Annotated in this window: 21 protein-coding genes; 5 read left to right on the forward strand and 16 right to left on the reverse strand. The window is 67.6% G+C overall.

Features of this window, described 5'->3' with window-relative positions; translation table 11 throughout:
* Positions 1–61 precede the first annotated feature (61 nt).
* Together WME79_RS09980 and WME79_RS09985 are read right to left on the reverse strand one after the other, a co-directional pair.
* Complete coding sequence (locus WME79_RS09980) at positions 62–1,741, reverse strand: protein kinase domain-containing protein (RefSeq protein WP_437534467.1); 1,680 nt, start codon at positions 1,739–1,741, stop codon at positions 62–64.
* Between the two features lie 159 nt (positions 1,742–1,900).
* Positions 1,901–2,434, reverse strand: a complete 534-nt coding sequence (locus WME79_RS09985) for a 2'-5' RNA ligase family protein (protein WP_437534468.1) — start codon at positions 2,432–2,434, stop codon at positions 1,901–1,903.
* Between WME79_RS09985 and WME79_RS09990 the strand changes: the two genes are divergently transcribed.
* Together WME79_RS09990 and WME79_RS09995 are read left to right on the forward strand one after the other, a co-directional pair.
* Positions 2,433–2,690, forward strand: coding sequence for a hypothetical protein (locus WME79_RS09990; protein ID WP_437534469.1), 258 nt, complete (start codon positions 2,433–2,435; stop codon positions 2,688–2,690). The genes WME79_RS09985 and WME79_RS09990 overlap by 2 nt on opposite strands.
* Before the next feature lie 142 nt (positions 2,691–2,832).
* Positions 2,833–4,479, forward strand: a complete 1,647-nt coding sequence (locus WME79_RS09995; RefSeq protein WP_437534470.1) for a hypothetical protein — start codon at positions 2,833–2,835, stop codon at positions 4,477–4,479.
* A 44-nt stretch (positions 4,480–4,523) separates the two neighbouring features.
* Here WME79_RS09995 and WME79_RS10000 read toward each other — a convergent pair whose 3' ends face one another.
* The gene (locus WME79_RS10000) at positions 4,524–5,429 is read right to left on the reverse strand and encodes an ATP-grasp domain-containing protein (RefSeq protein ID WP_437534471.1); all 906 of its coding nucleotides are present in this window, start codon (positions 5,427–5,429) and stop codon (positions 4,524–4,526) included.
* A gap of 476 nt (positions 5,430–5,905) precedes the next feature.
* Between WME79_RS10000 and WME79_RS10005 the strand changes: the two genes are divergently transcribed.
* Positions 5,906–7,342 carry a hypothetical protein gene (locus tag WME79_RS10005; RefSeq protein WP_437534472.1) on the forward strand — a complete coding sequence of 479 codons (1,437 nt, stop codon included), beginning with the start codon at positions 5,906–5,908 and terminating at the stop codon, positions 7,340–7,342.
* Between the two features lie 66 nt (positions 7,343–7,408).
* The gene (locus WME79_RS10010; RefSeq protein ID WP_437534473.1) at positions 7,409–8,626 is read left to right on the forward strand and encodes a family 43 glycosylhydrolase; all 1,218 of its coding nucleotides are present in this window, start codon (positions 7,409–7,411) and stop codon (positions 8,624–8,626) included.
* A 168-nt stretch (positions 8,627–8,794) separates the two neighbouring features.
* Here WME79_RS10010 and WME79_RS10015 read toward each other — a convergent pair whose 3' ends face one another.
* The 10 genes from WME79_RS10015 to WME79_RS10060 form a co-directional block, all read right to left on the reverse strand.
* Positions 8,795–9,382, reverse strand: a complete 588-nt coding sequence (locus WME79_RS10015; RefSeq protein ID WP_437534474.1) for a hypothetical protein — start codon at positions 9,380–9,382, stop codon at positions 8,795–8,797.
* Between the two features lies 1 nt (position 9,383).
* Positions 9,384–9,848, reverse strand: coding sequence for a hypothetical protein (locus tag WME79_RS10020; RefSeq protein ID WP_437534475.1), 465 nt, complete (start codon positions 9,846–9,848; stop codon positions 9,384–9,386).
* Complete coding sequence (locus WME79_RS10025; protein ID WP_437534476.1) at positions 9,845–10,126, reverse strand: hypothetical protein; 282 nt, start codon at positions 10,124–10,126, stop codon at positions 9,845–9,847. The genes WME79_RS10020 and WME79_RS10025 overlap by 4 nt, the downstream gene beginning before the upstream one ends.
* Positions 10,127–10,179: 53 nt before the next feature.
* Positions 10,180–11,208 carry a hypothetical protein gene (locus tag WME79_RS10030; RefSeq protein WP_437534477.1) on the reverse strand — a complete coding sequence of 343 codons (1,029 nt, stop codon included), beginning with the start codon at positions 11,206–11,208 and terminating at the stop codon, positions 10,180–10,182.
* Between the two features lie 42 nt (positions 11,209–11,250).
* Complete coding sequence (locus WME79_RS10035) at positions 11,251–11,478, reverse strand: cytochrome P450 (RefSeq protein ID WP_437534478.1); 228 nt, start codon at positions 11,476–11,478, stop codon at positions 11,251–11,253.
* 325 nt (positions 11,479–11,803) lie between these two features.
* The gene (locus WME79_RS10040; RefSeq protein WP_437534479.1) at positions 11,804–13,228 is read right to left on the reverse strand and encodes a hypothetical protein; all 1,425 of its coding nucleotides are present in this window, start codon (positions 13,226–13,228) and stop codon (positions 11,804–11,806) included.
* A gap of 103 nt (positions 13,229–13,331) precedes the next feature.
* Positions 13,332–13,892, reverse strand: a complete 561-nt coding sequence (locus WME79_RS10045; protein ID WP_437534480.1) for a GNAT family N-acetyltransferase — start codon at positions 13,890–13,892, stop codon at positions 13,332–13,334.
* A gap of 111 nt (positions 13,893–14,003) precedes the next feature.
* Positions 14,004–14,558 (reverse strand): hypothetical protein, encoded by a 555-nt coding sequence (locus tag WME79_RS10050; protein ID WP_437534481.1) that lies wholly within the window; start codon positions 14,556–14,558, stop codon positions 14,004–14,006.
* Positions 14,559–14,673: 115 nt separating this feature from the next.
* Complete coding sequence (locus tag WME79_RS10055; RefSeq protein ID WP_437534482.1) at positions 14,674–15,282, reverse strand: hypothetical protein; 609 nt, start codon at positions 15,280–15,282, stop codon at positions 14,674–14,676.
* A 204-nt stretch (positions 15,283–15,486) separates the two neighbouring features.
* Positions 15,487–15,879 carry a hypothetical protein gene (locus WME79_RS10060; RefSeq protein ID WP_437534483.1) on the reverse strand — a complete coding sequence of 131 codons (393 nt, stop codon included), beginning with the start codon at positions 15,877–15,879 and terminating at the stop codon, positions 15,487–15,489.
* Positions 15,880–16,640: 761 nt separating this feature from the next.
* Between WME79_RS10060 and WME79_RS10065 the strand changes: the two genes are divergently transcribed.
* Positions 16,641–17,372 carry a hypothetical protein gene (locus WME79_RS10065; protein ID WP_437534484.1) on the forward strand — a complete coding sequence of 244 codons (732 nt, stop codon included), beginning with the start codon at positions 16,641–16,643 and terminating at the stop codon, positions 17,370–17,372.
* An 83-nt stretch (positions 17,373–17,455) separates the two neighbouring features.
* Here the strand turns inward: WME79_RS10065 and WME79_RS10070 are convergent, their stop codons facing one another.
* The 3 genes from WME79_RS10070 to WME79_RS10080 form a co-directional block, all read right to left on the reverse strand.
* Entirely contained in the window at positions 17,456–18,508 is a 1,053-nt protein-coding gene (locus tag WME79_RS10070; RefSeq protein ID WP_437539811.1) for an NAD(P)H-dependent flavin oxidoreductase, read from the reverse strand.
* 394 nt (positions 18,509–18,902) lie between these two features.
* The gene (locus tag WME79_RS10075; RefSeq protein WP_437523245.1) at positions 18,903–19,199 is read right to left on the reverse strand and encodes a hypothetical protein; all 297 of its coding nucleotides are present in this window, start codon (positions 19,197–19,199) and stop codon (positions 18,903–18,905) included.
* A gap of 16 nt (positions 19,200–19,215) precedes the next feature.
* Positions 19,216–20,283 carry an IS630 family transposase gene (locus WME79_RS10080; protein ID WP_437523247.1) on the reverse strand — a complete coding sequence of 356 codons (1,068 nt, stop codon included), beginning with the start codon at positions 20,281–20,283 and terminating at the stop codon, positions 19,216–19,218.
* Positions 20,284–20,504: the final 221 nt, after the last annotated feature.

Consider the following 20,504-nt stretch of genomic DNA (forward strand, 5'->3'; position numbering starts at 1 on the left):
CTCCTCCAAGCTGGCCACGGCGGCCCCGAGGGCCGTCGCCGGATCGACGCGAGCGCCACGCTCAGCGCCGCCCGCCGAAGTCGCTGATCGAGTTGCTCTGCGTCGGCTCCGGGCGCGCCCCCGCGCCGGGCTGCGAGCGCTCGACGGGCCGGGCCGTGGCGGTCGCCCGCGGCGTGCCCTGTGCCGGCGGCGTGGAAAGGTGCGCCGCCGGGCCGGAGGACGCCGCTGGCGGCGTCGCGGGCGCGCTGGAGGAGGCCGCCGGCGCGGTCGGGGCCGGCGAACCGCCGGCCACCTCGGGCGCGGCGCCGGTGGCGCCGGGAGCCTCGTGCGCGTCGCTCTTCGCCGAGGCCTCGGCGGTGGGCGCCGCCGTGGCCTCGGACGCGGGCGCCGCCGTGGCCTCGGCGGTGGGCGCCGCCGCGGCGGCGGGGGGCTGTCCCTGGTCGGTGGCGAGCCCGGAGCGCAGGAAGAACAAGGCGCCGAGCGAGGCGCCTGCCAGGACGGCGCCGGCGGCGATGGCCAGGAAGACGCGCGCCCCGTTGCGGACCGTTCGCACCGGATGGCCCGAGTTGCTCCACGAGTTGACCGTGGGCCCCGTCTCCGCGTTGGGCGAGGTCGGCGAGGCCGGCACGAAGGACGGCGTGCCCGGTGCGAAGGACGGCGAAGACGGCATGCCGGGCGCGAAGGACGGCGAGCCCGGCGCGAAGGACGGCGAAGACGGCATGCCCGGCGCGAAGGGCGGGCCCCCGTGCGGTATCGACGGGCGCGATCCGGTGCCCTGAGCGCCCCCGCTCGGCACGCCGGTCTGGAGGAGCGACGGCCGTGCGATGTCCGAGGAGCTGCCGAGCACGCGGCGCGCCCGGTCGACGTGCATGTGGCCCGTGGCGGGGCCGAACGGGAGCAGCGCGGCCGCCAGATCGCCGACGTTCCTCCACCGCTGCTCGCGGTCCTTGGCGAGGCAGTGCATCACCACGACGTCGAGCTCGCGCGGGACGTCGGGGCGCAGCTGGGCGACCGGAGCGGCGTTCTCGTAGAGCAGCGCGTGGAAGAGCTGAGCGACGGAGTCGCCGTCGTACGGAGTCCGCCCGGTCAGCATCTCGTACAGGATGACGCCGAGAGACCAGATATCCGCGCGCGTATCCACGTCTCGCGCGGAGCGCACCTGCTCGGGAGACATGTAGAGCGGCGACCCGAGGAGCGACGCTGTCTGGGTCAGCGCCACCTGGTCGCGCGATATGCCGAGCAGCGACTTCGAGATACCGAAATCGAGGACCTTGATGACCCGATCGCCGTCGGGCCGGAGCGAGAGGAACAGGTTGGCCGGCTTGAGATCGCGGTGCACGATCCCCGTGGCGTGCGCCTCGGCCATCGCGTCGAGGGCCTGGAGCATGTACCCGACGGCCTCCACCACGGGCAGCGGACCGCGCGCCCGTATCTCGTGGGCGAGGTCGTTCCCCTCCAGGAACTCCATCACCATGTAGGGCATCCCGCCCTCCAGCGAGCCGACATCCAGGACGCGCGCCACGTGCTCGCTCTTGATCCTGGCCAGCGCGCGCGCCTCGCGCCGGAACCGCTCCGCCGGGTCGCCGCCGTCCGACCGCAACGAGTGCAGGAACTTCATCGCGACCCGCTGCTCGAGCTCCAGGTGCCACGCGGCGACGATCGTGCCCATCGCACCGGCGCCAACGATCTGCTCCACGCGGTACTTGCCCGCCAGAACGTCGCCCACAGCAACGGGAGCCATCGCCATGCGCCCTAGGCTAGCCGAGATCCGCGAGATCACATACTTCGGCGAGCCGCGCTCTGCGTGGAGGGCGGAAATCCCTCGCGGAGGCTTCCGCACCGGCGGAACCGTGCGTCTGGGCGCGTGGTGGGCAGGCATGACACCCGCACAGGCGAGATCTCACGGGCGTTCCAGCGGGACGCCCTCGACGCAGCGCCAGCGCTCGGTCTGCCCCTCCACGGTCCACAGCTCCAGCCGGTCGGCCCACCACACCTCGTGGGCGAGCGCAAGCACCCGAGGATCCGCGGCGAGCTCCTGGCGGCGCGCGGCCGTCAGCTCGCCGTACACGAGGCTCACGTGCGGGCGAAAGGGGGCCTCGTTCGCGCCGAGCGCGGCCTCGGCCGCGCGGCGCAGCGCCGCGAGCGGCTCGGACGGCGCCACGTCGAGGAACACGCACTGGTGGCGGGTGCTGCCGGTGGCGGGGCCCCGCGCCTCGAGCGCGACGGGGCGGAGCGCGCCGCCGTCGCCGCGCAGCCTGCCGAGCTTCGCGGCCAGCGCGCCGCCGTCGCCGCGCAGCCCGCCGAGCAGCGTGAGGTGAGGCGCGAACGCCGGGCCCCCGGTCTCCCGGGCGAGCGCCTCGATGAGCTCCTCGAGCCGCGCGGCCGGCGCTCCGCCGGGGATGAGCCACAGAGCGAACGCTGTCTCTTGCGCCATGGCCGACACCCTTTGCGCCGCCGCGCCCGGCGGGCAACCCTTCGCTGACGGCGAGCACGCGCCTGGCGGCGGCGCCGATGCGCGCGAAGAGGTCCCGCCGCTCATCTCCCCGTGCGAGATCCAGGCCCACCCGCTCCACGGAGCAGGCGGCGCGCTCGTCAGCGAGAAGGCCAGTCTTCTCGGCGAGGATCGCCGGGAGATCGACCTCCACCCAGCGAAGATCGATTGCGCTCGACGTCCACGCAGCGATTGCTGATCCGCGCCCGGACCATTTCTGAAAAACGCAGATGGTCATTTCTGGTGAGCGCCGGAGGATGCCGGAACGGTAACGTTTTCGCCTGGGCGTATATGTGGGGAGCGTAGTGGGGCGCTCGGGTATCCGTGATAGCTTTGGCCTCATGGTGGTAGCGATCATCGGGCCGAGCAGCAGTGACGGGCGTAGGCTTCGGCTCCGGTGGGGGCCGCCCGCGAGGTGGTTCCTTGCGGCGGCGCTCGTGACGGTCGCGTGCGATGGGAGGGTCGTGCGACCGATCGGCGAGGAGGAGAGCGGTCCGGCGCCGAGCGCCGGCGCGGGCGAGGGCAGCGCGCAAGGAAGCGCTGTCGGCGGTCACGCCGCGGGAACAAGTGGTATGGGCGGCGCGCCAGCGAGCGTGGCGGCCAGCGGCTCGGGCGGCTCCAGCGAGGAAGTGAGCTCGAGCGGGGCCGGTATGGGCGGTGCGCCAGCGAGCGTGGCGGTCAGCGGCTCGGGCGGCTCCAGCGAGGAAGTGAGCTCGAGCGGCGCCACGAGTGGCGCGGCGGGCACCAGCTCCTCGGGGGGCCCGGGTCCGGGAGGTGACGGTCCTGGTTACAGCGTCGTGTTCCCCGGAGACGGCAACGGCAATTTCTACGCGGCGGCGGTCGACGCAGAGGGGCGGCTCGTGGTCGGCGGCGGCGCGAATGGAACCTACTCGTTGGGGGGCGAGGACCACGCGGGCGCCATGCTGCTGTGGCTCTCGCCGAGCGGCGAGCTCTTGCAGGCCAAGAGCTTCGGCAGCGCCGCTTACGACACGCAGGTGAACGGGATTGTTCCGCTCGCCGACGGGTCGATCATCGTGGTCGGCACGTACCGCACCAGGGTCGTCATCCGCGACGAGATCTGGCTGCCCACGAACGAGAATTGGGGCCCTGACATGTTCGTGATGAAGGTCGCGGCGAGCGGTGACGTGATCTGGGGGCGCCATTACGGCGGTGTCGGGTACGACTGGGCGGAGAGCGCGGCCGTGGCGCCGAACGGCAACGTGTACGTCTCGGGTTACGCCAGCGGTGCGATCGACTTCGGAGGCGGCGCCCACGACGCCGGTGAAGACACGGCCTTCTTGCTGACGCTCGACGCCGATGGCGGTTACGTCGCCAGCAAGGTGTTCTCCACGAGCGGTGACCTCGATGCTTGGCGCATGAGGAACGCCACCGGAATGGCCCTTGGCAGCGACGGGACCGTCTGGCTCACGGGATTCGCCAGCCAGTCGTTCGCCGATGCCTCGTACCTGGCGCAGCTCTCACCGACCGGACAGCGCTTGACCCGCAGACGTTTCGGCGATGATGGCTACACGCTGGCAACCGACATCAACGCCGCGACGGGCAGCGGCCCCCTGATCGTCGGTTACATGAACGGGACGGCTGATTTCGGCGGAGGCCCGCGGACCACGCGCGGCTCCACGAATCTCTTCGCTGCTCGCTTCGGCCCCGGTGGCGAGCCGCTATGGAGCTCCCTTGTGGGCGGCGGGGCCGACTACCTCGCACGAGCCTCCGCCTTTGCGGCTGACGGTAGCGTGTTCATCACGGGCAGCGCTTACGGCATCGAGCAGAAGCCGATGCTCGTCCGCCTCGCCGCCGACGGCACGCCGGGCGAACCGGAGGTCTTCGACGCTCTCGGAAGCTTCTTCGCCATCTGCACGGGAGGAGAGCACTCCGTCTACCTCGCCGGCCAGATCGAGGGTCCCAGCGACTTCGGCTTCGGACCCGTCGATGCGCCGCGGGGAGTCGTCGTGGTGCGGCTGGTCAGGTAGCTGGCAAAAGCCGCATCGGTGTCGTGATCGTGGCGAGGCGCTCCTCAGCCGGGCGCCGCACGCAGGCTCCGGTAGAACGCGTCCGCGGCCCCACCCTCGGGGATGCCCGCCGACCCGCCATCGTTCAGCTCCACCAGCATCCAGCCGCCCCCTTCCTTCTCGGCGACATCGGCCGCATAGAAACGACTGCGCACGCGGCCGAGGACAGGCGCGAGGACGTCGGCGCTCGGCGGCTCACCTGGGTAGTCACCGTCGGCCCAGTACGGCGCCGAGTAGAACGGCCGGCCATCGAGCACGAAGAAGCGATGCTCGTTCACCAGCGGCAGCCTGCTCTTCGGGTGCAGCCCGATGCGTCGCAGCTCGACGAACTCGCGGAAGACGAGCCCGCCGACGACCTGGTCGTCCTGGAGGCGGAGGAAGTTGCCCACGACGCGCCGCACGTTGGCCTCGTCGTCCGCCGCTGGGATGAAGCAGGCGTCGAACCACTCGTGCTTGCGGGACTTCACATAGTCCTTGAGGATCGCGGCGCCCGAGCCGAACGCCTCTCGCACTTGAACGACGACGGCTTCGAGGTCGAACGTGGAGCCCGGGATCCAGATCGATCGCGCGGTGTGCTCGGCGCCGCCGATCGCCTCGTACCACTCGGGCAGATGGTAGCAGTGCTGGTACGCTGCCGGCTCCGTGATCAACCGCCGGCCACGCGCGGCGACGACCTCACTCATGCATCGGTAAGCATCGCGGCCCAGGATCCAGCCGCGGTAGAGCACCTCGCCCGGGCCTTCCGGCACCCGGCGGAGCTTCACGTCGCCGCCGAGGAACACGTCGAGGTCGATGAAGCCGACGTCGAAGCCTGCGCCGGCGGCTTGCCGGGCTTCCTCCTCGAAGGCGCTGTCCGGCGTGGTCGGGTGCAGCGGGTTGCTCGGGAACAGGACGAGCGGGGCTGGGAGCATCTAGCAGACTCTATCCGACGACGCGACGGCCGTCACGAGGGTGTAGATCGGGCAATGACCGCGCGTTGTTCAACTCCGAGGCGGCTCCGTCAGGGAGTCGACGGAGAACGGCGAGCTGGGTCCTTGCCTTCCTCTCGTCCGACCAATGTCTTGCCCGTGTGCCGCCGCGCGGAGCGTGGTCGGCACCAGCGGCTTGTTGAGCGAGAGACAGAGCACGAGAGAGTGCACAGGGAGACGGGGAAATGGGGAGGCGGGAGGGAGATATATAGAGAACAAGAAGAGAGGCGAGAGGTGGGGACCATCCTCTTTGACGCCACGCTCCGGAGGAGCCCTGCCAGCCTTGTCCTCCCTCGGGTTGGAGGATACCCGCGCCGCCGGAGCTTCAAAATTCGTTCAAGGTGAGAAAATCGACGAGCGGACGCGTTTTCTGACGGGTCCGGGGCTGGGTAGTTCACTTCACCTTGAGGGCCAAGCGGATGAAGAAGACGGCGTTGTTGGTGGTGATGCTGACGGTGGCGCCTGGCACCGTGGTGGGCTGCGGGGACGGCGATGCGCCGATGGGAACGGGTGGGGGAGGGGGCGCGGGGGTGAGCGCAGGCGCGGGCAGCGGCGGGAGCGCTGGGAGCGCTGGGAGCGGAGGTGCGAGCGCGGGGGGCAACGATCCGGGTAGTTCGGGGTCGGCCAGCGGCGCGGGGGGCGCGGGATCGGGGTCGGGTGGCGATGCGGGCGGCGGCGCAGGCGACGGGGGCAGCGCGGGTGCGGGTGGCCCGTTGATCTGGCCCAACGAGCTCAGCTCCACCAACTCCGACGATTGGCTGGTGGAGCACCACGACGAAATCACGGAGCTGAGGCCGCGGGTGTTGCTGGTGAACTTCGTGGCGGGGCGGAACGAGCAAGAGGTGCGCGCGGCGGCGGAGGACAATGCGGCGGCGCTGGCGGAGGGCTCGCGTTATCACGGCTACGCGGATGCGAACGCGCCCGCTTTCCTCAACTACGAGATCGTGCATTTCGTCGATCTGGGTGGACAGCCCACGCGCAGCGGCAACGGCTTCGGCTACGCCGAGTTCATGACCAGCCAGACCTTCGCTGACAAGGTCGGCTTCAAGGCGCCCGGCGGGACGGAGAACCTCACGGTCTGCGAGCTGTTCGAGCAGGGGCTGATCAACGAAGCCTGGGTGGCGGAGGCGAGCGACGATCCGGACAAGCTCTACGAGATGCTCGCTCGCGGGCAGAAGTACAACGATGACTTCAGCAAGAAGGCGGGGCAGTTCGACGACTGCTCAGGCAACGGCTGCGTGAACAGCTTCGAGTGCGGTGTGAGCGTCCGGCTCGGCGAGATCAACCTCGATCGCGGGCCAGGGTGCGCGACGCACGCCTACGGCCACGGCATCGAGAGCCAGGTGAAGCGCAACCAGATCCCGTATTTTGCCCGAAACGCCACGCGCTTCTTCAACTTCGATCTGAACGAGAGCTACGGCACGCGGTTCGGCGATTTCTACATGTGCCCGTACGAGACGACGCAGTGCATTCGGTACCTCTCGCCGACGCACCTGACGAACGGCTCCGCGTCGAACGGCAACACCTTTGACATCGAAGACTTCGGCATCGGCTGCGGCAACGTGCACTTCGCGCCGCACTCGCGCGGTCACTACGATTACGAGGACTCATCCGCAGGCGTGACGGGGCGCGCTACGTGCGAGGGCTACGGTCTCGGCGCGGGGCCCGGCGGCGACGACGCGACGACCGACATCGACTACGATGTCTACCGAGCCTATAACCGAGACAGCGCGCTCAACGACTGCGGCGGCGGCTGGCAGACGTACATGCGCCAGAGCTTTCCCGGTTACCAGAACCAGGCCAAGGAGGTCGACGGCCGGCCGATGAAGAACTGGTGGCCGTTCCTGTTCTATTGAGCGCGGCCGAGCGACGTCCGAAACCACAATTGTCGTGTTGGATAGAGAGATGGAGAGGTGCTCAGCATGCACTGCGCTCGTTCGAAGCTAGTTGTCAGTCTTGGGCTTTTGGCCTTACTCGGGGCTTGCAGCGGCGGTGAGGAGGAGTCGGAGACGGCGAGCAGCGCCAGCAGCAGTAGCGCCAGCAGCAGTAGCGCCAGCAGCAGCGCCGCCAGCAGCAGCAGCACCAGCTCGGGCAGCGGCGGCGAAGGGGCCAGCGGCGGCGCGGGCGGCGGGGCCACGGGCGGCGGTGGCGCGGGCGGCGGCGGTGGCGCGGGTGGTTCCGGTGGCCCAGCGGGCTGCGTGCCTCCGCGGCCGGGGTCGCAAGGACAGAACCCGCTTTTTGCAGACCAATTCACGGCCGATCCAGGCGTCATGGTCCATGACTGCACCTTCTACATCCAGTGCGGCCATGATGAAGCGGCGCAGGGGCAGAACGCGTTCATCCTGAAGGAGTGGTTCCTCCTCAAATCCAAGGACATGGTCAACTGGACCGAGTCCGTCGCGATGGATCTGAGCACCTTCAGGTGGGCCAGCGCGAACGCATGGGCCGGGCAGATGGTCGCCGGCGCGAATGGAAAGTTCTACTGGTATGTGCCGGTCGCGCAAGCGAGCGACGGCAGCATGACGATCGGCGTGGCCGTGGCAGATAGCCCTGAAGGTCCCTGGAAAGACGCGATCGGCAAGCCCCTGATCAACGATGCTTTCGAGATGTCCAACATGGGCTTCCCCGATCCGCCCGCCACGCCGTTCACGATCGATCCTACCGTGCTCGTGGACGACGACGGACAGGCCTACCTTCACTATGGTGGTTTCGGGCGGCTGGTCGTGGCCAAGTTGAAGAGCGACATGATCTCGATCGACGGCGTGATGAAGGAAGCAACACCGCGGGGCTTCTTCGAAGCCCCCTACCTCATCCGGCGGAACAACGTGTACTACGAGATCTACGCGGCCGGCAGCAACCCCGCGACGATCGACTGGGCCACGTCGAACAGCCCGCTGGGCCCCTGGACCTATGGTGGGCGCGTGCTCGACGCGTTCCCGAAGGCCGCCAACAACACGGATTGGCCCACCAATCACGCTGCGGTGGTCCAGTTCGCTGACCAGTGGTACATCGCTTACCACATCAGCAATGGCCCGAACGGCGGCGGCACCTACCGGCGGGAAGTCGCTGTGGACAAGCTGAGCTTCGATGCAGACGGCAGGATCCAGAAAGTCACTCCGAGCAGCGGATTGACTTTCTAGCACAGCATTCCCGGCCTCTTTGGGCGGAACCCCTCACCATCACGCACCATGCTCGATGCGATGGGCTGCGGCATCAACGAGAGCGCGCGGTAATACCATCGCCGGGTTGGGCGACTTCTTTCCAGAGGGCTTTGAGCCCGCTGGCCGACATCATCCTGGGCCAATGCACTACACGTGCGTGTAGAAGTCCCAACCACGACGAAGAATGGTTGCAAAGAAGCGAAGCCAGTGGTCATCGGGGAGCTCGTCCTGAGGACACTGGCTGAAAACCTCGCGCAAATGATCGCATTTTCGGTGAGCGTCGTCGAGCGGGACTTCCCACTCCAGCTCGATCTCTGTGTAGAAGGGCCAACACGAGGGTTCAATGCCGAGCGTCTGTTTGGCAAGCGCCTTCACCTCTTCCACGGAAGAGTGGGTTATGTTTGTCACGTCAAACGGTTCACCTGAGATTTCCGGCCAATGGCTGCCGTCGTCCGGCCGGACGAAGTGAAGATTGTTGCCCATACCCAGTGTCGCACCCACGGCTACCTCCGGAACTGTGCGGCTCTCGTGCACCAGAGCCGCGGCCACCGATATCAGGTCGACGACGCAAATCGGCCCCGAATGCATAATGCGATGACCACGGCCCCGAATGCGCGTGTTGACACATCGCGGCAATCCAAGTGGCTGCCCCCGCATCATCGCGGTAATGCCGCGTTCAGCGGCGACGGTGGCGCGCGGCGACGCCATCGTCCATTGCAACGGGTTGTTGGCCACATCACGCTCCATTTTCGAGGCCCTCGAGCCAAAAACGCACCGCAGCGATTTGCTTGCGATCGATCGTGCCGCAACGATCGATTTCGTCGAGGCACTCGACGAACGCCTTCGATCCGAAGACGTCGGCAAGGTACCAGGGGAGCTGCTCTACTGACCGGTTCCAATTCGGCAGAACGCTGCGCAGCAGGTCTGGGAGCGGACTGGAGCACGGTGGGCGGAGGCGCATGAGCAATTCTCCCGCGTACTGCTGCGCGAGGTACGCATTAGCAGGCGGTGCAACAAACGCTCGGAGTAATACGTACGAGCGGTCATCGGGAGGAAGGTTGGCAACCAGCCGCTCGAGATGCTGGAGCTCCTGCGGGTTCATTCTCGGCCAGCGATCCGCAGCGCGGTACAACCGAGCCAGCAACCCGGTCATCTTGTCCGCTGCGCTCATAGGCTCCTGCTCGGCGTTCGAGGGCTTCATGAAGGCGCGCGCATGGTCCAGATGTCCTCGGCCTCGAGCTTGAGGAGGCCGAGCCTGTCGTTCAAGCGGACGATCTCTGCGTACTCCCTTTGCTCCTCCGGGGTGAGCGCGCCTTCGGTGCTCCTCGGCGCGAGCTCCTCGACGCGTGGGGCGAGGGCGTCCGCGCCCGGCGAGTCGCCGTGGATCACGGTTGCCCCCACCGGAAGCTTCGCCAGCTCGCGGCGGATCGCCTCGACATTGGTCCACGCCACAGCGCCGGCGACGATCAGACGTATCATCCCACCATCCTATCCTCGAAGCGCGCGGGGCCGGGTGCCCGCGGTCGCCGAGCTCAGCTCTGGGCTGCTCCCTCGACAGTCATCCACGCCCCGCACATGGTGCAGAGCTTCGCCGAGGCATCGGGCAGGAAGTCACAGCTCGAGCAGTACCTCTTTCCGTCGGGAGGCGGCGGCATGGGCTGGCGGGGCGGCGGCGGATTCCAGTTTGACACCATGGGCTCCGGCGGTAGCCAGGTCGGTGGAGGTCCCTCCCAGCCGTTCAGCGCGATCGGCGCGCCCGCCCTGTCGCCCGGCACGCAACGCAGCGCCGGCCCGCTGAGCTGGTCGCGGCGCGACCAGAAATCGCCGTTGCTCATCCGGGCTTGCAGCTTCGTGCCGTGCACGCTCGAGGGCAAGAGCGACCGGTGCGCCCCCGCATCATCGCGGTAACGGACCGGCTGGCCCTCGGGCTTCAGGGCCGAGCCAAAGGCGATGTGGTGATCGACCTCGACCGCCGCCCGGAGATCGGGCGGGTTGCCGTCGTGCGCATCGAGCGCGGGCGCGAACAGCCACTCCGGGTACCTGGGCTCGTACCACCACAGGAGCGGCTCGGGCTTGAGGTTGCCGTTCCAGCAACAGACCGCCACCGGCCAGCCGGGGTAGCAGGCCTCGAACGCCTGAAGCATGCGGTCGTTGAGCGCAGGCCGCTTGGGCTTCGGGACCTGCCCGAGGACGGAGAGCACCGCGCGCGGCGACTCGGCGAGCACCACCGCATAGCTGCCCACGTCGAAGACCACGGCCCGGGCGGCGGGGGGCGCGGCGAGCGGCGGCGGGCCGTAGCTTGGCGGGATCGGCCGGCGCGTCGCCTCGCGGATGTCCTCGAGGAAGGTGCGGAACGGGCGCGTGTCGACCGCGTTCTGCGGGTCGAGCCGCGTGGCCGGGATCGGCAGGATCATGGCGTTCGGGCCGGAGGTCGACGCCGTGTTCTGGTAGGCGAGGACGTGGACGTAAAGGCCGTTCCACTGCGCATCGCCGGCATAGAGGAGGGTGCTGGAGAGCCTCGCGGGGGAGAAGGTGCAGCACATGGTCGCTGCAGGATACACGAACAGGAGCCTTTCACCCCATGGCCCCGGCGCGGCGCCCCGTTACCTGCCCGCGCGCGGGTCCAGCCAGAGCCACACGCTGCCGGACGTGCGCAGCGTGGTCGCGACGTGCAGCCGCGTCGTGCGCCCTGGAACCGCGCTGACCCGGTAGCGCTGGAGGAGCCGGGCGAGGATGAACTGCCCTTCCATGAGCGCGAGCTCCTTGCCGATGCACTGCCGCTGCCCGATCCCGAACGGGATGGCCGACGTCGAAGCCCGCGGCGGCAGCATGCCGGGCTTCCTCCTCGAAGGCGCTGTCCGGCGCGGTCGGGCGCAGCGGGTTGCTCGGGAACAGGACGAGCGGGGCTGGGAGCATCTCGCAGACTCATCCGACGACGCGACGGTCGTCACGATGTGTGGATCGGGCGTTGACCGCGCGATGTTCAACTCGGAGGTGGCTCTGTCCGGGAGTCGACGGAGAACGGCGAGCTCGGTCCTTGCCTTCCTCTTGTCTGACCAACGGCCATGGCTTCTGCCGCGCGTGGGTGCGCGCAGCGTGCCCATCCGTCGGATAGCATTGTTGGGCCGCCCCAGTTCGCACACCGGTCAGCCGAGATCATCCTCCCGTGCGCACAAGATGAATCAGCCTTCGGAGCTCGGCGTCGTTTCCGTTGTTCTTCCACCTATTGATAAACCGGCAAACGACCTGAAGATTGTCAGGTTCGTAGTGGCCATCGCTGTCGATCCGATCGAGCGAGCAGAGAAGCTCGGGGTCGTCATCGTCTCCGTCGAACTGCAGCTGCAATCCCGTGATCGCACAGAGCTCGTCCTGGCTCGCGATCAACGCAGCGACATATTGCTCAAACTGTAGCGGGCTCGCGAACCGGACATCCTTGTTCTTGACGGTACGGAGGACCTGTTGTCCGTTAGCGCCCGCAGCAGTGGCTTGGGCCGTCCTGACCATGCGCACAACGGCACGCTGTCGTGCGCTGAAAATGGTGACCGGTCCCTTCTTCGCAGTGGCCTCTTTTGCTCTCCATGCGGGGTCCGCATGCCAGGCTGCAAGGTCCCGTCCATCGACGAGAGCGATCGCATATGCGGCATTGTCGGGCCGAAGCTGCTGGAGCGTTCCCTCCGTAAACAGGAACTCACGTGCCTTGGCATGCAGCGCGTTCCATTTGAGCGGAACCTTCTTCTTGTTCTTGTTCGACCAGGAATCAGCCGGTTTTTGCAAGACATAAACCTGTCGCCCGTTGTGGGCGGGCTTGAACGCCGGTTCAAGCGTGACCATGACCTGGCCTGGACGCGAAATCGTCCACCAGAGGTCATCCCTCTCGCGGTGAATCCACATATCTCCCTCGGTCGAGGAGATGATGTGCCCCAGGTTGTACCAGCGCGAGGCGACCGGCGCTGTCGGCGTGATGCCAGCCGCGGTCTTCTTCGTCTTGATACAGTGAGCGATGTACCCGTCACGGTCACCGGCAACCCAGAACGGTCTCAGGTCCTCGTCCTCGAAGGTTGCAACGGTCGAATGATTGAGGCACGTTGGCCACAGGTAGTTTTCGAGGCCAAAGTTGGCGATGAAGACCCGCATGGTCGGCCGCGCATGTGATTGCGGAACCATTCGCGTCGACCCCGGCCATTCGTCGCCGTTGCGATCAGCGCTATTGAGCGCCGATAGAGCAGCCTGCTCATACGCCTCTGTCACGAAATCCGGGGTGTAAACGATGGAGCATCCCCTTCGAACATCGCGGCTAACCGGCTCGCGATTGCTGACCTTGACAAGCTCCGGTGAGAAATGTCCGCCGAGGTCTCGGACACCAGAGAAGCGAACCTTGGTGCCGGAGTCGTCGACCGTGAGACTGTCGAGCAACCCCCACTTGTAGAGATGCCCGGAGTCGTTGCTGGCGTCGCCGAAGATGATGGGCATGGCATGCCCAGCGGCGCGTGCGTCCTGGTATTTCTCGAACGCGCTCGACCACCGCGCTGCAGACTCGTACTCCCCCGTGGCCACCTGGCCAGCCCCAAGCGGATAGAACACCGCATATTCGTGAAGGTGTCGTCGCATGCCGTGCCTATGAGCGCACAGCAAATAGACGGAGTCAAGGGAGACGCACGGGGCAGCGCCACCAATGCATCATCAATCAGCGGGCGTCGTCGGCTCCAGCCGCATGTTGGCCTGTGGTTTCATCACAGGGCCGGTTCCTGAGATCCATTTCAACAATAACGCGCAGCAGGTCTCCAGGGAAGGCCCGCTGGGCTCCGGTCAGCTGAAAGCCGGCCCGCTCGTAGAGTCTGCGCCCGGCGCCGTTGTCGCAGGCGACCCACAGGCGGAGATGACGCTTCCCCAGATTCAGAGCCCAGATCTGCACGGCTTCGACCAGCGCCATCCCGATCCCTTGGTGCCGCTGCTCGGGCGCGACCCACATTCCACCGAGACGACCAACCTCCGTGGCTTCGACATCGTTGAGGGCGAAGACGCTGCCCACCGGGGCACCGTTCACTTCCGCGATGAACATCGCCTGGTTGCTGGGCGGTACGACGGACGCGGTGAGCGCTTCCCAGCCTGCTCGGGTCCGAGCGAGCGCCTCCTCCAGCGTCTCTCCGAATTGCTCCGGCGCGTCCTTCAGCGCTCGGAGGCGCAGATCCCGGAGCAGCGACGCTTCGCCAGGTCGGAGGCTGCGGACGTTCCGATCAGGAGCCATCAATCAGGTCCCCGTCCTTAGGCTAACGACTCGGTCTTCTGCCGCCCATGGGGGCGCGCAGCGCGCCCACGCATCGGTCAGCACGCCCTTGTTGGGCCGCATCGGCACGCATTAGACCCGACCGCCTTCCAGACGCCGCGCCTGTTGCTCGAACCAGCGGGCGAACCCCTCGGCGGCTGCAACGAACCCGGCCCGCGACACCTCGGCGCCGTGGCCCATGTGCCCGGGTAGCTCGCGAGAGAGGATGCGAACCGAGCCGCCGGGCGGACAGAGGATGAATGCTTTGCACCCGCCGAACTGCTCGCCCCAGTTGGTCAGGAAATCGTGGGCGCTCCAGAACGTCCAGTCCCGGCGGCGCTCCTCGGCTGTTCGGGTATCGGGCACTTCGACGTCTCCATGATGGCCGTACAATAGCTCGTCGAGGAAGTTCCAGGCAGCGATGTCGTCCAATCCGGCCAGCTTCTCGGCCCACAGGCGGTCGAGGTTGGAGGGCAGCCATCGAAAGGAGAGGTAAGCCGAGTACAGCGCACAGTGCGACTCCCCGAGATCTCCGAGGGCCACCCCGCGGCACCAGACGCACATGCGCCCCCACACTGCGCTCGGCGGCTCCAGGTTGGGCTCCACGTCCGCTTCGATGGCGAAGTCCAGCCGATCCCCGAACAACATATCGACTCAGCCTCCTGCCGCGCGACGTTCTGCCAGCCCACCGACTGCCGTTCTGCCGCGGGCCGCGTCGCCGAGCGGAGCGAGGCTGTGCGGACCGTCGGTCAGCAACGGCGAGTTAGCCACCTGTCTCAAGGACTGCGCCCTCCAGAACGCCGCGAGCTACGGCCCACGAGCATCCACATGCCTGGCAGATGAGAGCTCGTTCCACGGCACGGAAGCGCGCCGCGCTGACGCGACAGTGCGGGCAGGTCATGGGCTGCTCGAACACGGCCCACACCTTTCTCGCCGACAACCACCGTTCGAGCTGGCCTGGGTTCTCGGGTTGGACCTCCTGGGTCGCCTCTCTGCAGAAAACGAGAATGCGACGAGGCTCTTCATAGAGCCATAGCCAGCGGTCGGACCTGCTCTCCCCGATCCGGATCTGCCTGAGCTGCGCGGTGTTCAAAGAGAAGCGCGCGGACGGTGAGCCAAGATGAGAGCGGCACAGAGCGTACAGCGTAGGTGCCGCGAGTTTTGGCCAATACGACAGCGATCCCTGGCTGAATCCGAAGTCCACCTGGAAGCCGCCACGGGATATGCTCACGTCGACCTGCGGTGGAGCCAAGATGATCGTGGCCATCTTCCGCACATCGGGAACATCCACCGCATGGACTGCACCGCGTAGCACTGCGCGCGATTGATCAAAGGCCGTGCTTGGGTTCAGGTCTTCGGGAAGCATGGTCATGTGTTGGCTAACTATCCGTCGATTGGTCAACCGAAACCGCCGGACCAGGTCTGTCTAGCTCGTCGCCCTTCGTGACCTCCCCCCACGGAGAATCTCACGGATCGGTTTCGTGCCGCAAGGCTTACATGCTGTCCAGCGCGGGGATTTCCCCGTTGCCCAGGGGACCCTCTCGACCCTGGCCCCACAGCCTGAGCGGTTCGCGACTCAGAAGGTGCCGCCGAGGCCGAAGGTGACGCCGCCGGGCGCGAGGCCGATCTGGGGCTCGAGCCGGAGGCGGGCGGAACGATCGCTCTCCAGTTCGCTTTCCTCGTACGGGAGGACGGCGATATCGACGATGTTGGCCGCGAGCAGGCCGAGGCTGCCGCCGAGGATCGCGCCTGCGACCGAAGGATCGACCCAATCACCTTCATCGGCCTTGCCGGCGGCCTCCGCTCCGATCAGGCCGCCGACCAATGTGCCCCCGATGTTGATGCCGAGGCTGGCCAAGGCCTTGCCGGAATTGCCGTGACCTCCGTGGATGATCGGGCCGCCGACCACCATGCCGCTGAGGCTCACCACGAGGAGCTCCGGGGTCTCGGCGCCGATGGCGAAGGGCACGAGCAGGAGACTCCCGCCGAGCACGATGACGTGCTTCCACCCATACCAGACGAGCTGCGACGTGCCCTTTGTGCCCGGGCAGTGATTCCCGGGCTGCCATGGGCCAGCGCGCCAGCCGTCGGGCGGCGGGGCGTACCCGGGCGGCGGAAACCCCGCCTGTGGCATGCTCCTCACGCCGGACGGAGGCTGCGATGGTACGCCCCCCGCCTCGCCCGCAGGCTGCGCGAGCGGCGAGGGCGGGGCGGTGCCAGCAGCCGGCGGCACGACGACCGGCGGCGCCGTGGTCAAGTCCGCCGCCGCAGGCCGAGACGGTGGTGCCGGCGAGATCTGCGGCGCGGAACCGGGCGGCGGTTCCATCGCGCCCGCCTGACCCAGCGCCAACACCACCGCTGCTGCGCAGCAACCCCCCAGTCCATCGCGCACCCTGATCGTCACCTCGCCGCCCCTCTCTCTTCTCTGCTCCTCTTCTGATACCCGCAAGCGCGCAGCGTTTGTGCTCGAATGAGGGTCGTATTCATGCTCATGAGGCTAGGCATCCCGGAGGTCCGAAGGCCCTCGCGGCGTCGTTCAGGTCGCTCGCGCTTGCCATCGAGCCCTCCGCGCTCGATGCGTGTACCCAGCTCGCACTCGCCACGAACACCGACTCAGCGGTGGTGGGCCGCATCCTCGATCCTCTGAGCTTGCCTTCGCAGCCCCGAACGGCAGCACCCGCGCGCGATCCAACGTGGCAGCCGATGGCGTTCGGGTTCGACGCGGTGTAGGTGGGCACCCGGCCCGAGTGCGCGGCGCGGCGGGGTGGCTACACTGCGCGGCCCGTGGACTCCGTGATGGACCGCATCGAGGCGATGGTCGCCTGGCTCCGGCAGCGCCGGTGGGCGCACCTCGCCGTGGTGAACCTGCGCATCCTGATAGGCTTCGCGTTCCTGCCGGCGGGGCTGAAGAAGATCCTCGGCGAGCCGTTCACGGATCCGGGGAATCGCGGCCCGTTCCACGAGTTCTTGCACGCGTTCCACGCGACAGGGCACTTCTACACGTTCGTGGGCGTGGTCCAGCTGGTGGCCGCGACGCTGCTCATGACGCAGCGGTTCGCGACGGCCGGCGCATTCATGGCGGTGCCGGTGACGGGCGCGATCCTGGCGTTCTGCTGGAGCACGGCGGTCGTCCCGACGGCGACGGTCGTCACGCTGATGTTCGCGGGCCTGGTCGGGCTGGCGCTGTGGGATGTCGAGCGGTGGCGCGGCGTCCTCGACGCGCCGGACGCCACGCCGCGGGCCGCGCGTGCCTCGTCACCCGCACCGATCGACCTGCGGCTGTGGAGCCTGTGCGGGGCGGCCATCCTTGTGGCGTACCTCGCGACGTGCCTGCTCAGCGGCGGCATCTACCGGCCGCGCGGGGCCGCGTTCGATGAGCCGGGGTTCTACGTGCTGATGGCGCTGCCGCTGTTCCCGATCGTGACCGCGCTCCTCGATCGTCGCCGGCGCGCGGGGCGCTGACGCCCCGGTCAGGGCTTCGATCGAGTCAGGAACTCCGACAGCAGCTGGTCGGTTCGTCGGATCCATCGGCAGGTTGGGCGGCGTCAGCGTGCACCTGGGAGTGCACCCACGAGTTGTCGCGTGAGATCGGCCGCTGGCACTTCCTTACACCCGCTGGCGTTTTGCCCCGCCCACAACGGCGAGAAGTCGCCGCTGCCCTGGCTTTCGGCCTTGGCGCGTAGGGGCGCGATGGCCGACGTCGCCAAGGGAAAAGCTGGCACGGCGTCGCTCATCGGCCCCAGCTCCCTCATGATGCGGTTCACGATGCCCCGAGCGGGTCGCCCGCTGAAGAGGTTGGTGAGCGCTGTGTTCCTGGCTGCGTGGCTCTCGAGGGCCGCGCGATGCACCCTGCTCGTGGTGGCCTCGGGGCACAACAGGTAGGCCGTCCCGATCTGTACGCCGGCCGCACCGAGCGCCATGGCGGCTGCGACACCCCTCGCGTCTGCGATGCCGCCCGCAGCGATGACGGGGATCTTCACGGCGTCCACGATCTGGGGCACCAGCGCGAAGGTGCCGAGCTGGACGCTGAGATCGTCGGACAGGAAGCTGCCGCGATGACCGCCCGCCTCGATGCCCTGGGCGATGACCGCGTCGACTCCGCGCGCCTCCAGCCAGCGCGCCTCGTCGACCGTCGTCGCAGAGGACAGGATCTTCGCGCTCCAGCGGCGCACCCGCGAGAGCAAGGCCTCCGAGGGCAGGCCGAAGTGAAAGCTCACGACAGCAGGTCTGAGCTCGTCGAGCACATCAGCGGCCTCATCGCTGAAGGGCAATCGGCCGGGGCCCGTCGGGATGGCGCTTGCATCGACGCCGAGCTCAGCGAAGTACGGCAAGAGCCGGGCACGCCAGATCGCTTCTCGCTCGGCGTCGGGCTCGGGCTGTGTGTGACAGAAGAAGTTCACGTTGAACGGCTTCGTGGTCTGCGCTCGGATGGCTGCCAGCTCCTTGCGCAGGGCGTCCGGGCCCAGCACGGCGCCGGGCAGCGAACCGAGCCCACCAGCGCTGGAGACCGCGACCGCGAGCGCGCTGCCCTGCACGCCGGCCATGGGTGCCTGGATGATTGGAAAATCGATTCCGAGGAGCTCCTGCAGCGTCGTCATGGGAATCTCCACATCCACGGCCGAGGCAGAGTCCAGCTTTTGTCCTTTTTCGCCCAACAAAGGGTGTTCGGCCGTGAGACCTGAGCATAAGCGAAGGGCCCATCGGTAGCAACGCCGAGTTGGACGGCACATGCTCACCTGCACGATGCGCTAGTGGACAGTTCGGTAAGTCTTTCAACATGGTCGTGAAGCAGCGCCGTCCGATCGCGGCCCGCCGCCGGTTGCGGGTACGACTGGCCACCGCGGATTATGTTGAAAGATCTGTCGTACAGTCCACTAGTACAGCGTTCCCCAAGTTCGTCCCTGGATCGGCGCTGTGCCACCCGGCCGCGAGCCGGGCTGGCCGGGCGTTGAAACGGAGCGAGCTCGTCGCGGGACAACGCCGCGGAGCGAGTTACTCGATCGGCGCGAGCGTCCAGGGGAAGTCGGTCATCAACAGCTTGAGCAAGTCCTGCCACGGGCCGCGGAAGCCGGTCTTCTCCCACCTACCGGTGTGGGTTGCGATCTCGAGCGTCCAGAGGTGGACAGTGTCACGGCGGAGCCTGGCGTGGGCTATCGGGCCCGCTCCAGGACCCGACTCGATGATCACGAGCTGCCCGTACTTGCGGGCCCGCAGATGGGACATTCCCTCGGCTGCGAGGTAGGCGCGGACGGAGGCGGCGTGCTCCGGGGAGGCGGACGGCTTCGACATCGGACCGCACGGAAGCTCAGGCGGCGTAGGACGGCAAGGTCGCCCTCCACTGGCCGCGGAACTTCCAGCGAAAGGGCCGGGCTTCGTGCTTGTTCCAGTGGCGCACGAAGGCGAGCACGCAACGGCTCAACTCCTCGGCGGACGCGAAGGAGGCGTGCTTGAGCACCCGACGGCTCAGGATGCTGAACCACAGCTCGATCTGATTGACCCACGACGCATGGATGGGCGTGTAGACGAAGTGAAAGCGTCCGCCGTGCCGCGCGTTGAACTGATTCCACCTGGCGCCGTGGTGAATGTTGAGATTGTCCCAGATGATATAGACGTCGCCCGTGGGGTAGCGCTCCGCCACCTCGTCCATGAACGCGAGCAGATCGGCGGCGGTGCGTGTCGGTCCGCAGCGCGACACCACCTCGCCCGTCTTGATATTGAAGGCCCCGATCAGTGTGCGCGTGCCGTGGCGCTGGTACTCGAACTCCTTGCGCGCGGCTCTTCGGCTACGGCACGGCTGCATGGGGAACCGATGCTTCAGCGCCTGCATGCCCGTCTTCTCGTCGACGCAGAGCACGGTGGCGCCTGCGGGAGGCTCCAAATACAGCTTGCAGATCGCCTCGACCTTGGGGCGGAAATGCGGGTCCGGGCTGTGTAGCCACAGCCGGACGCGATGCGGTCGGAGGCTTGCTCCCCGCAGCACGCGCCAGATCTCGGTGCGGCTCAGTTCTACCTTGGTCTCGAGCTTCAGGGCCTTCGCCAGCCGCTCCAGAGTCCAGACCTGTTCGAACGGGACCTTGTGCTCATCGGGGCGACTGCAGGCCAACTTGATAAGGTCGTAGTGCACTGTGGTGGCCACGCGCGGCGGTCGGCCCCTGCGCATCCTGTCCTGCAGCACCGCCTCGTCAGCAAACGCCGCGATCCGGTTGCGCCACTTGCGCACCGTCTTGATGTCGCAGCCTACATCAAGCTGGATCCGCTCGTTGCTCCAGCCCTCGTCGGCCAAGAGCGCGATCCGGGCACGCTGCGCATCGCGCTGCGGGGTCTTGGGCGAGCGCGCCGCGTGCTGCAGCTTCTGGCGCAGCGACGCGGGCAACAGAACGGCTTTTGCGCGAGCTCGGGGCACTTACGCGCGTGGGACCTGCCCCGTGCTGATGGATTCAAAAGCGCAGGCGATCGTGGATGAACCGGCAAACCCGCCCCGTAGACCGGAATGCGTCGCGTGTAGGCTCGCCACGCTCGGGCTGCGAGCCATCGCGAGGGCCTGGCCTGGTGTACCGCAGATCCAGGTACGAACTTCGGGAACGCTGTACTAGT

It is taken from the genome of Sorangium sp. So ce726 (genome assembly GCF_051521405.1).
In the GTDB taxonomy this organism is placed as follows: Bacteria; Myxococcota_A; Polyangia; order Polyangiales; family Polyangiaceae; genus Sorangium.

Excerpts from the sequence above, each read along its gene's own strand:
- WME79_RS09980 (WP_437534467.1), bottom strand. The coding sequence starts at position 1,741 with ATGGCTCCCGTTGCTGTGGGCGACGTTCTGGCGGGCAAGTACCGCGTG.
- WME79_RS09990 (WP_437534469.1), top strand. The coding sequence starts at position 2,433 with ATGGCCGACACCCTTTGCGCCGCCGCGCCCGGCGGGCAACCCTTCGCT.
- WME79_RS09985 (WP_437534468.1), bottom strand. The coding sequence starts at position 2,434 with ATGGCGCAAGAGACAGCGTTCGCTCTGTGGCTCATCCCCGGCGGAGCG.
- WME79_RS09995 (WP_437534470.1), top strand. The coding sequence starts at position 2,833 with ATGGTGGTAGCGATCATCGGGCCGAGCAGCAGTGACGGGCGTAGGCTT.
- WME79_RS10000 (WP_437534471.1), bottom strand. The coding sequence starts at position 5,429 with ATGCTCCCAGCCCCGCTCGTCCTGTTCCCGAGCAACCCGCTGCACCCG.
- WME79_RS10005 (WP_437534472.1), top strand. The coding sequence starts at position 5,906 with ATGAAGAAGACGGCGTTGTTGGTGGTGATGCTGACGGTGGCGCCTGGC.
- WME79_RS10010 (WP_437534473.1), top strand. The coding sequence starts at position 7,409 with ATGCACTGCGCTCGTTCGAAGCTAGTTGTCAGTCTTGGGCTTTTGGCC.
- WME79_RS10020 (WP_437534475.1), bottom strand. The coding sequence starts at position 9,848 with ATGAAGCCCTCGAACGCCGAGCAGGAGCCTATGAGCGCAGCGGACAAG.
- WME79_RS10025 (WP_437534476.1), bottom strand. The coding sequence starts at position 10,126 with ATGATACGTCTGATCGTCGCCGGCGCTGTGGCGTGGACCAATGTCGAG.
- WME79_RS10035 (WP_437534478.1), bottom strand. The coding sequence starts at position 11,478 with ATGCTGCCGCCGCGGGCTTCGACGTCGGCCATCCCGTTCGGGATCGGG.
- WME79_RS10045 (WP_437534480.1), bottom strand. The coding sequence starts at position 13,892 with ATGGCTCCTGATCGGAACGTCCGCAGCCTCCGACCTGGCGAAGCGTCG.
- WME79_RS10050 (WP_437534481.1), bottom strand. The coding sequence starts at position 14,558 with ATGTTGTTCGGGGATCGGCTGGACTTCGCCATCGAAGCGGACGTGGAG.
- WME79_RS10055 (WP_437534482.1), bottom strand. The coding sequence starts at position 15,282 with ATGACCATGCTTCCCGAAGACCTGAACCCAAGCACGGCCTTTGATCAA.
- WME79_RS10070 (WP_437539811.1), bottom strand. The coding sequence starts at position 18,508 with ATGACGACGCTGCAGGAGCTCCTCGGAATCGATTTTCCAATCATCCAG.
- WME79_RS10075 (WP_437523245.1), bottom strand. The coding sequence starts at position 19,199 with ATGTCGAAGCCGTCCGCCTCCCCGGAGCACGCCGCCTCCGTCCGCGCC.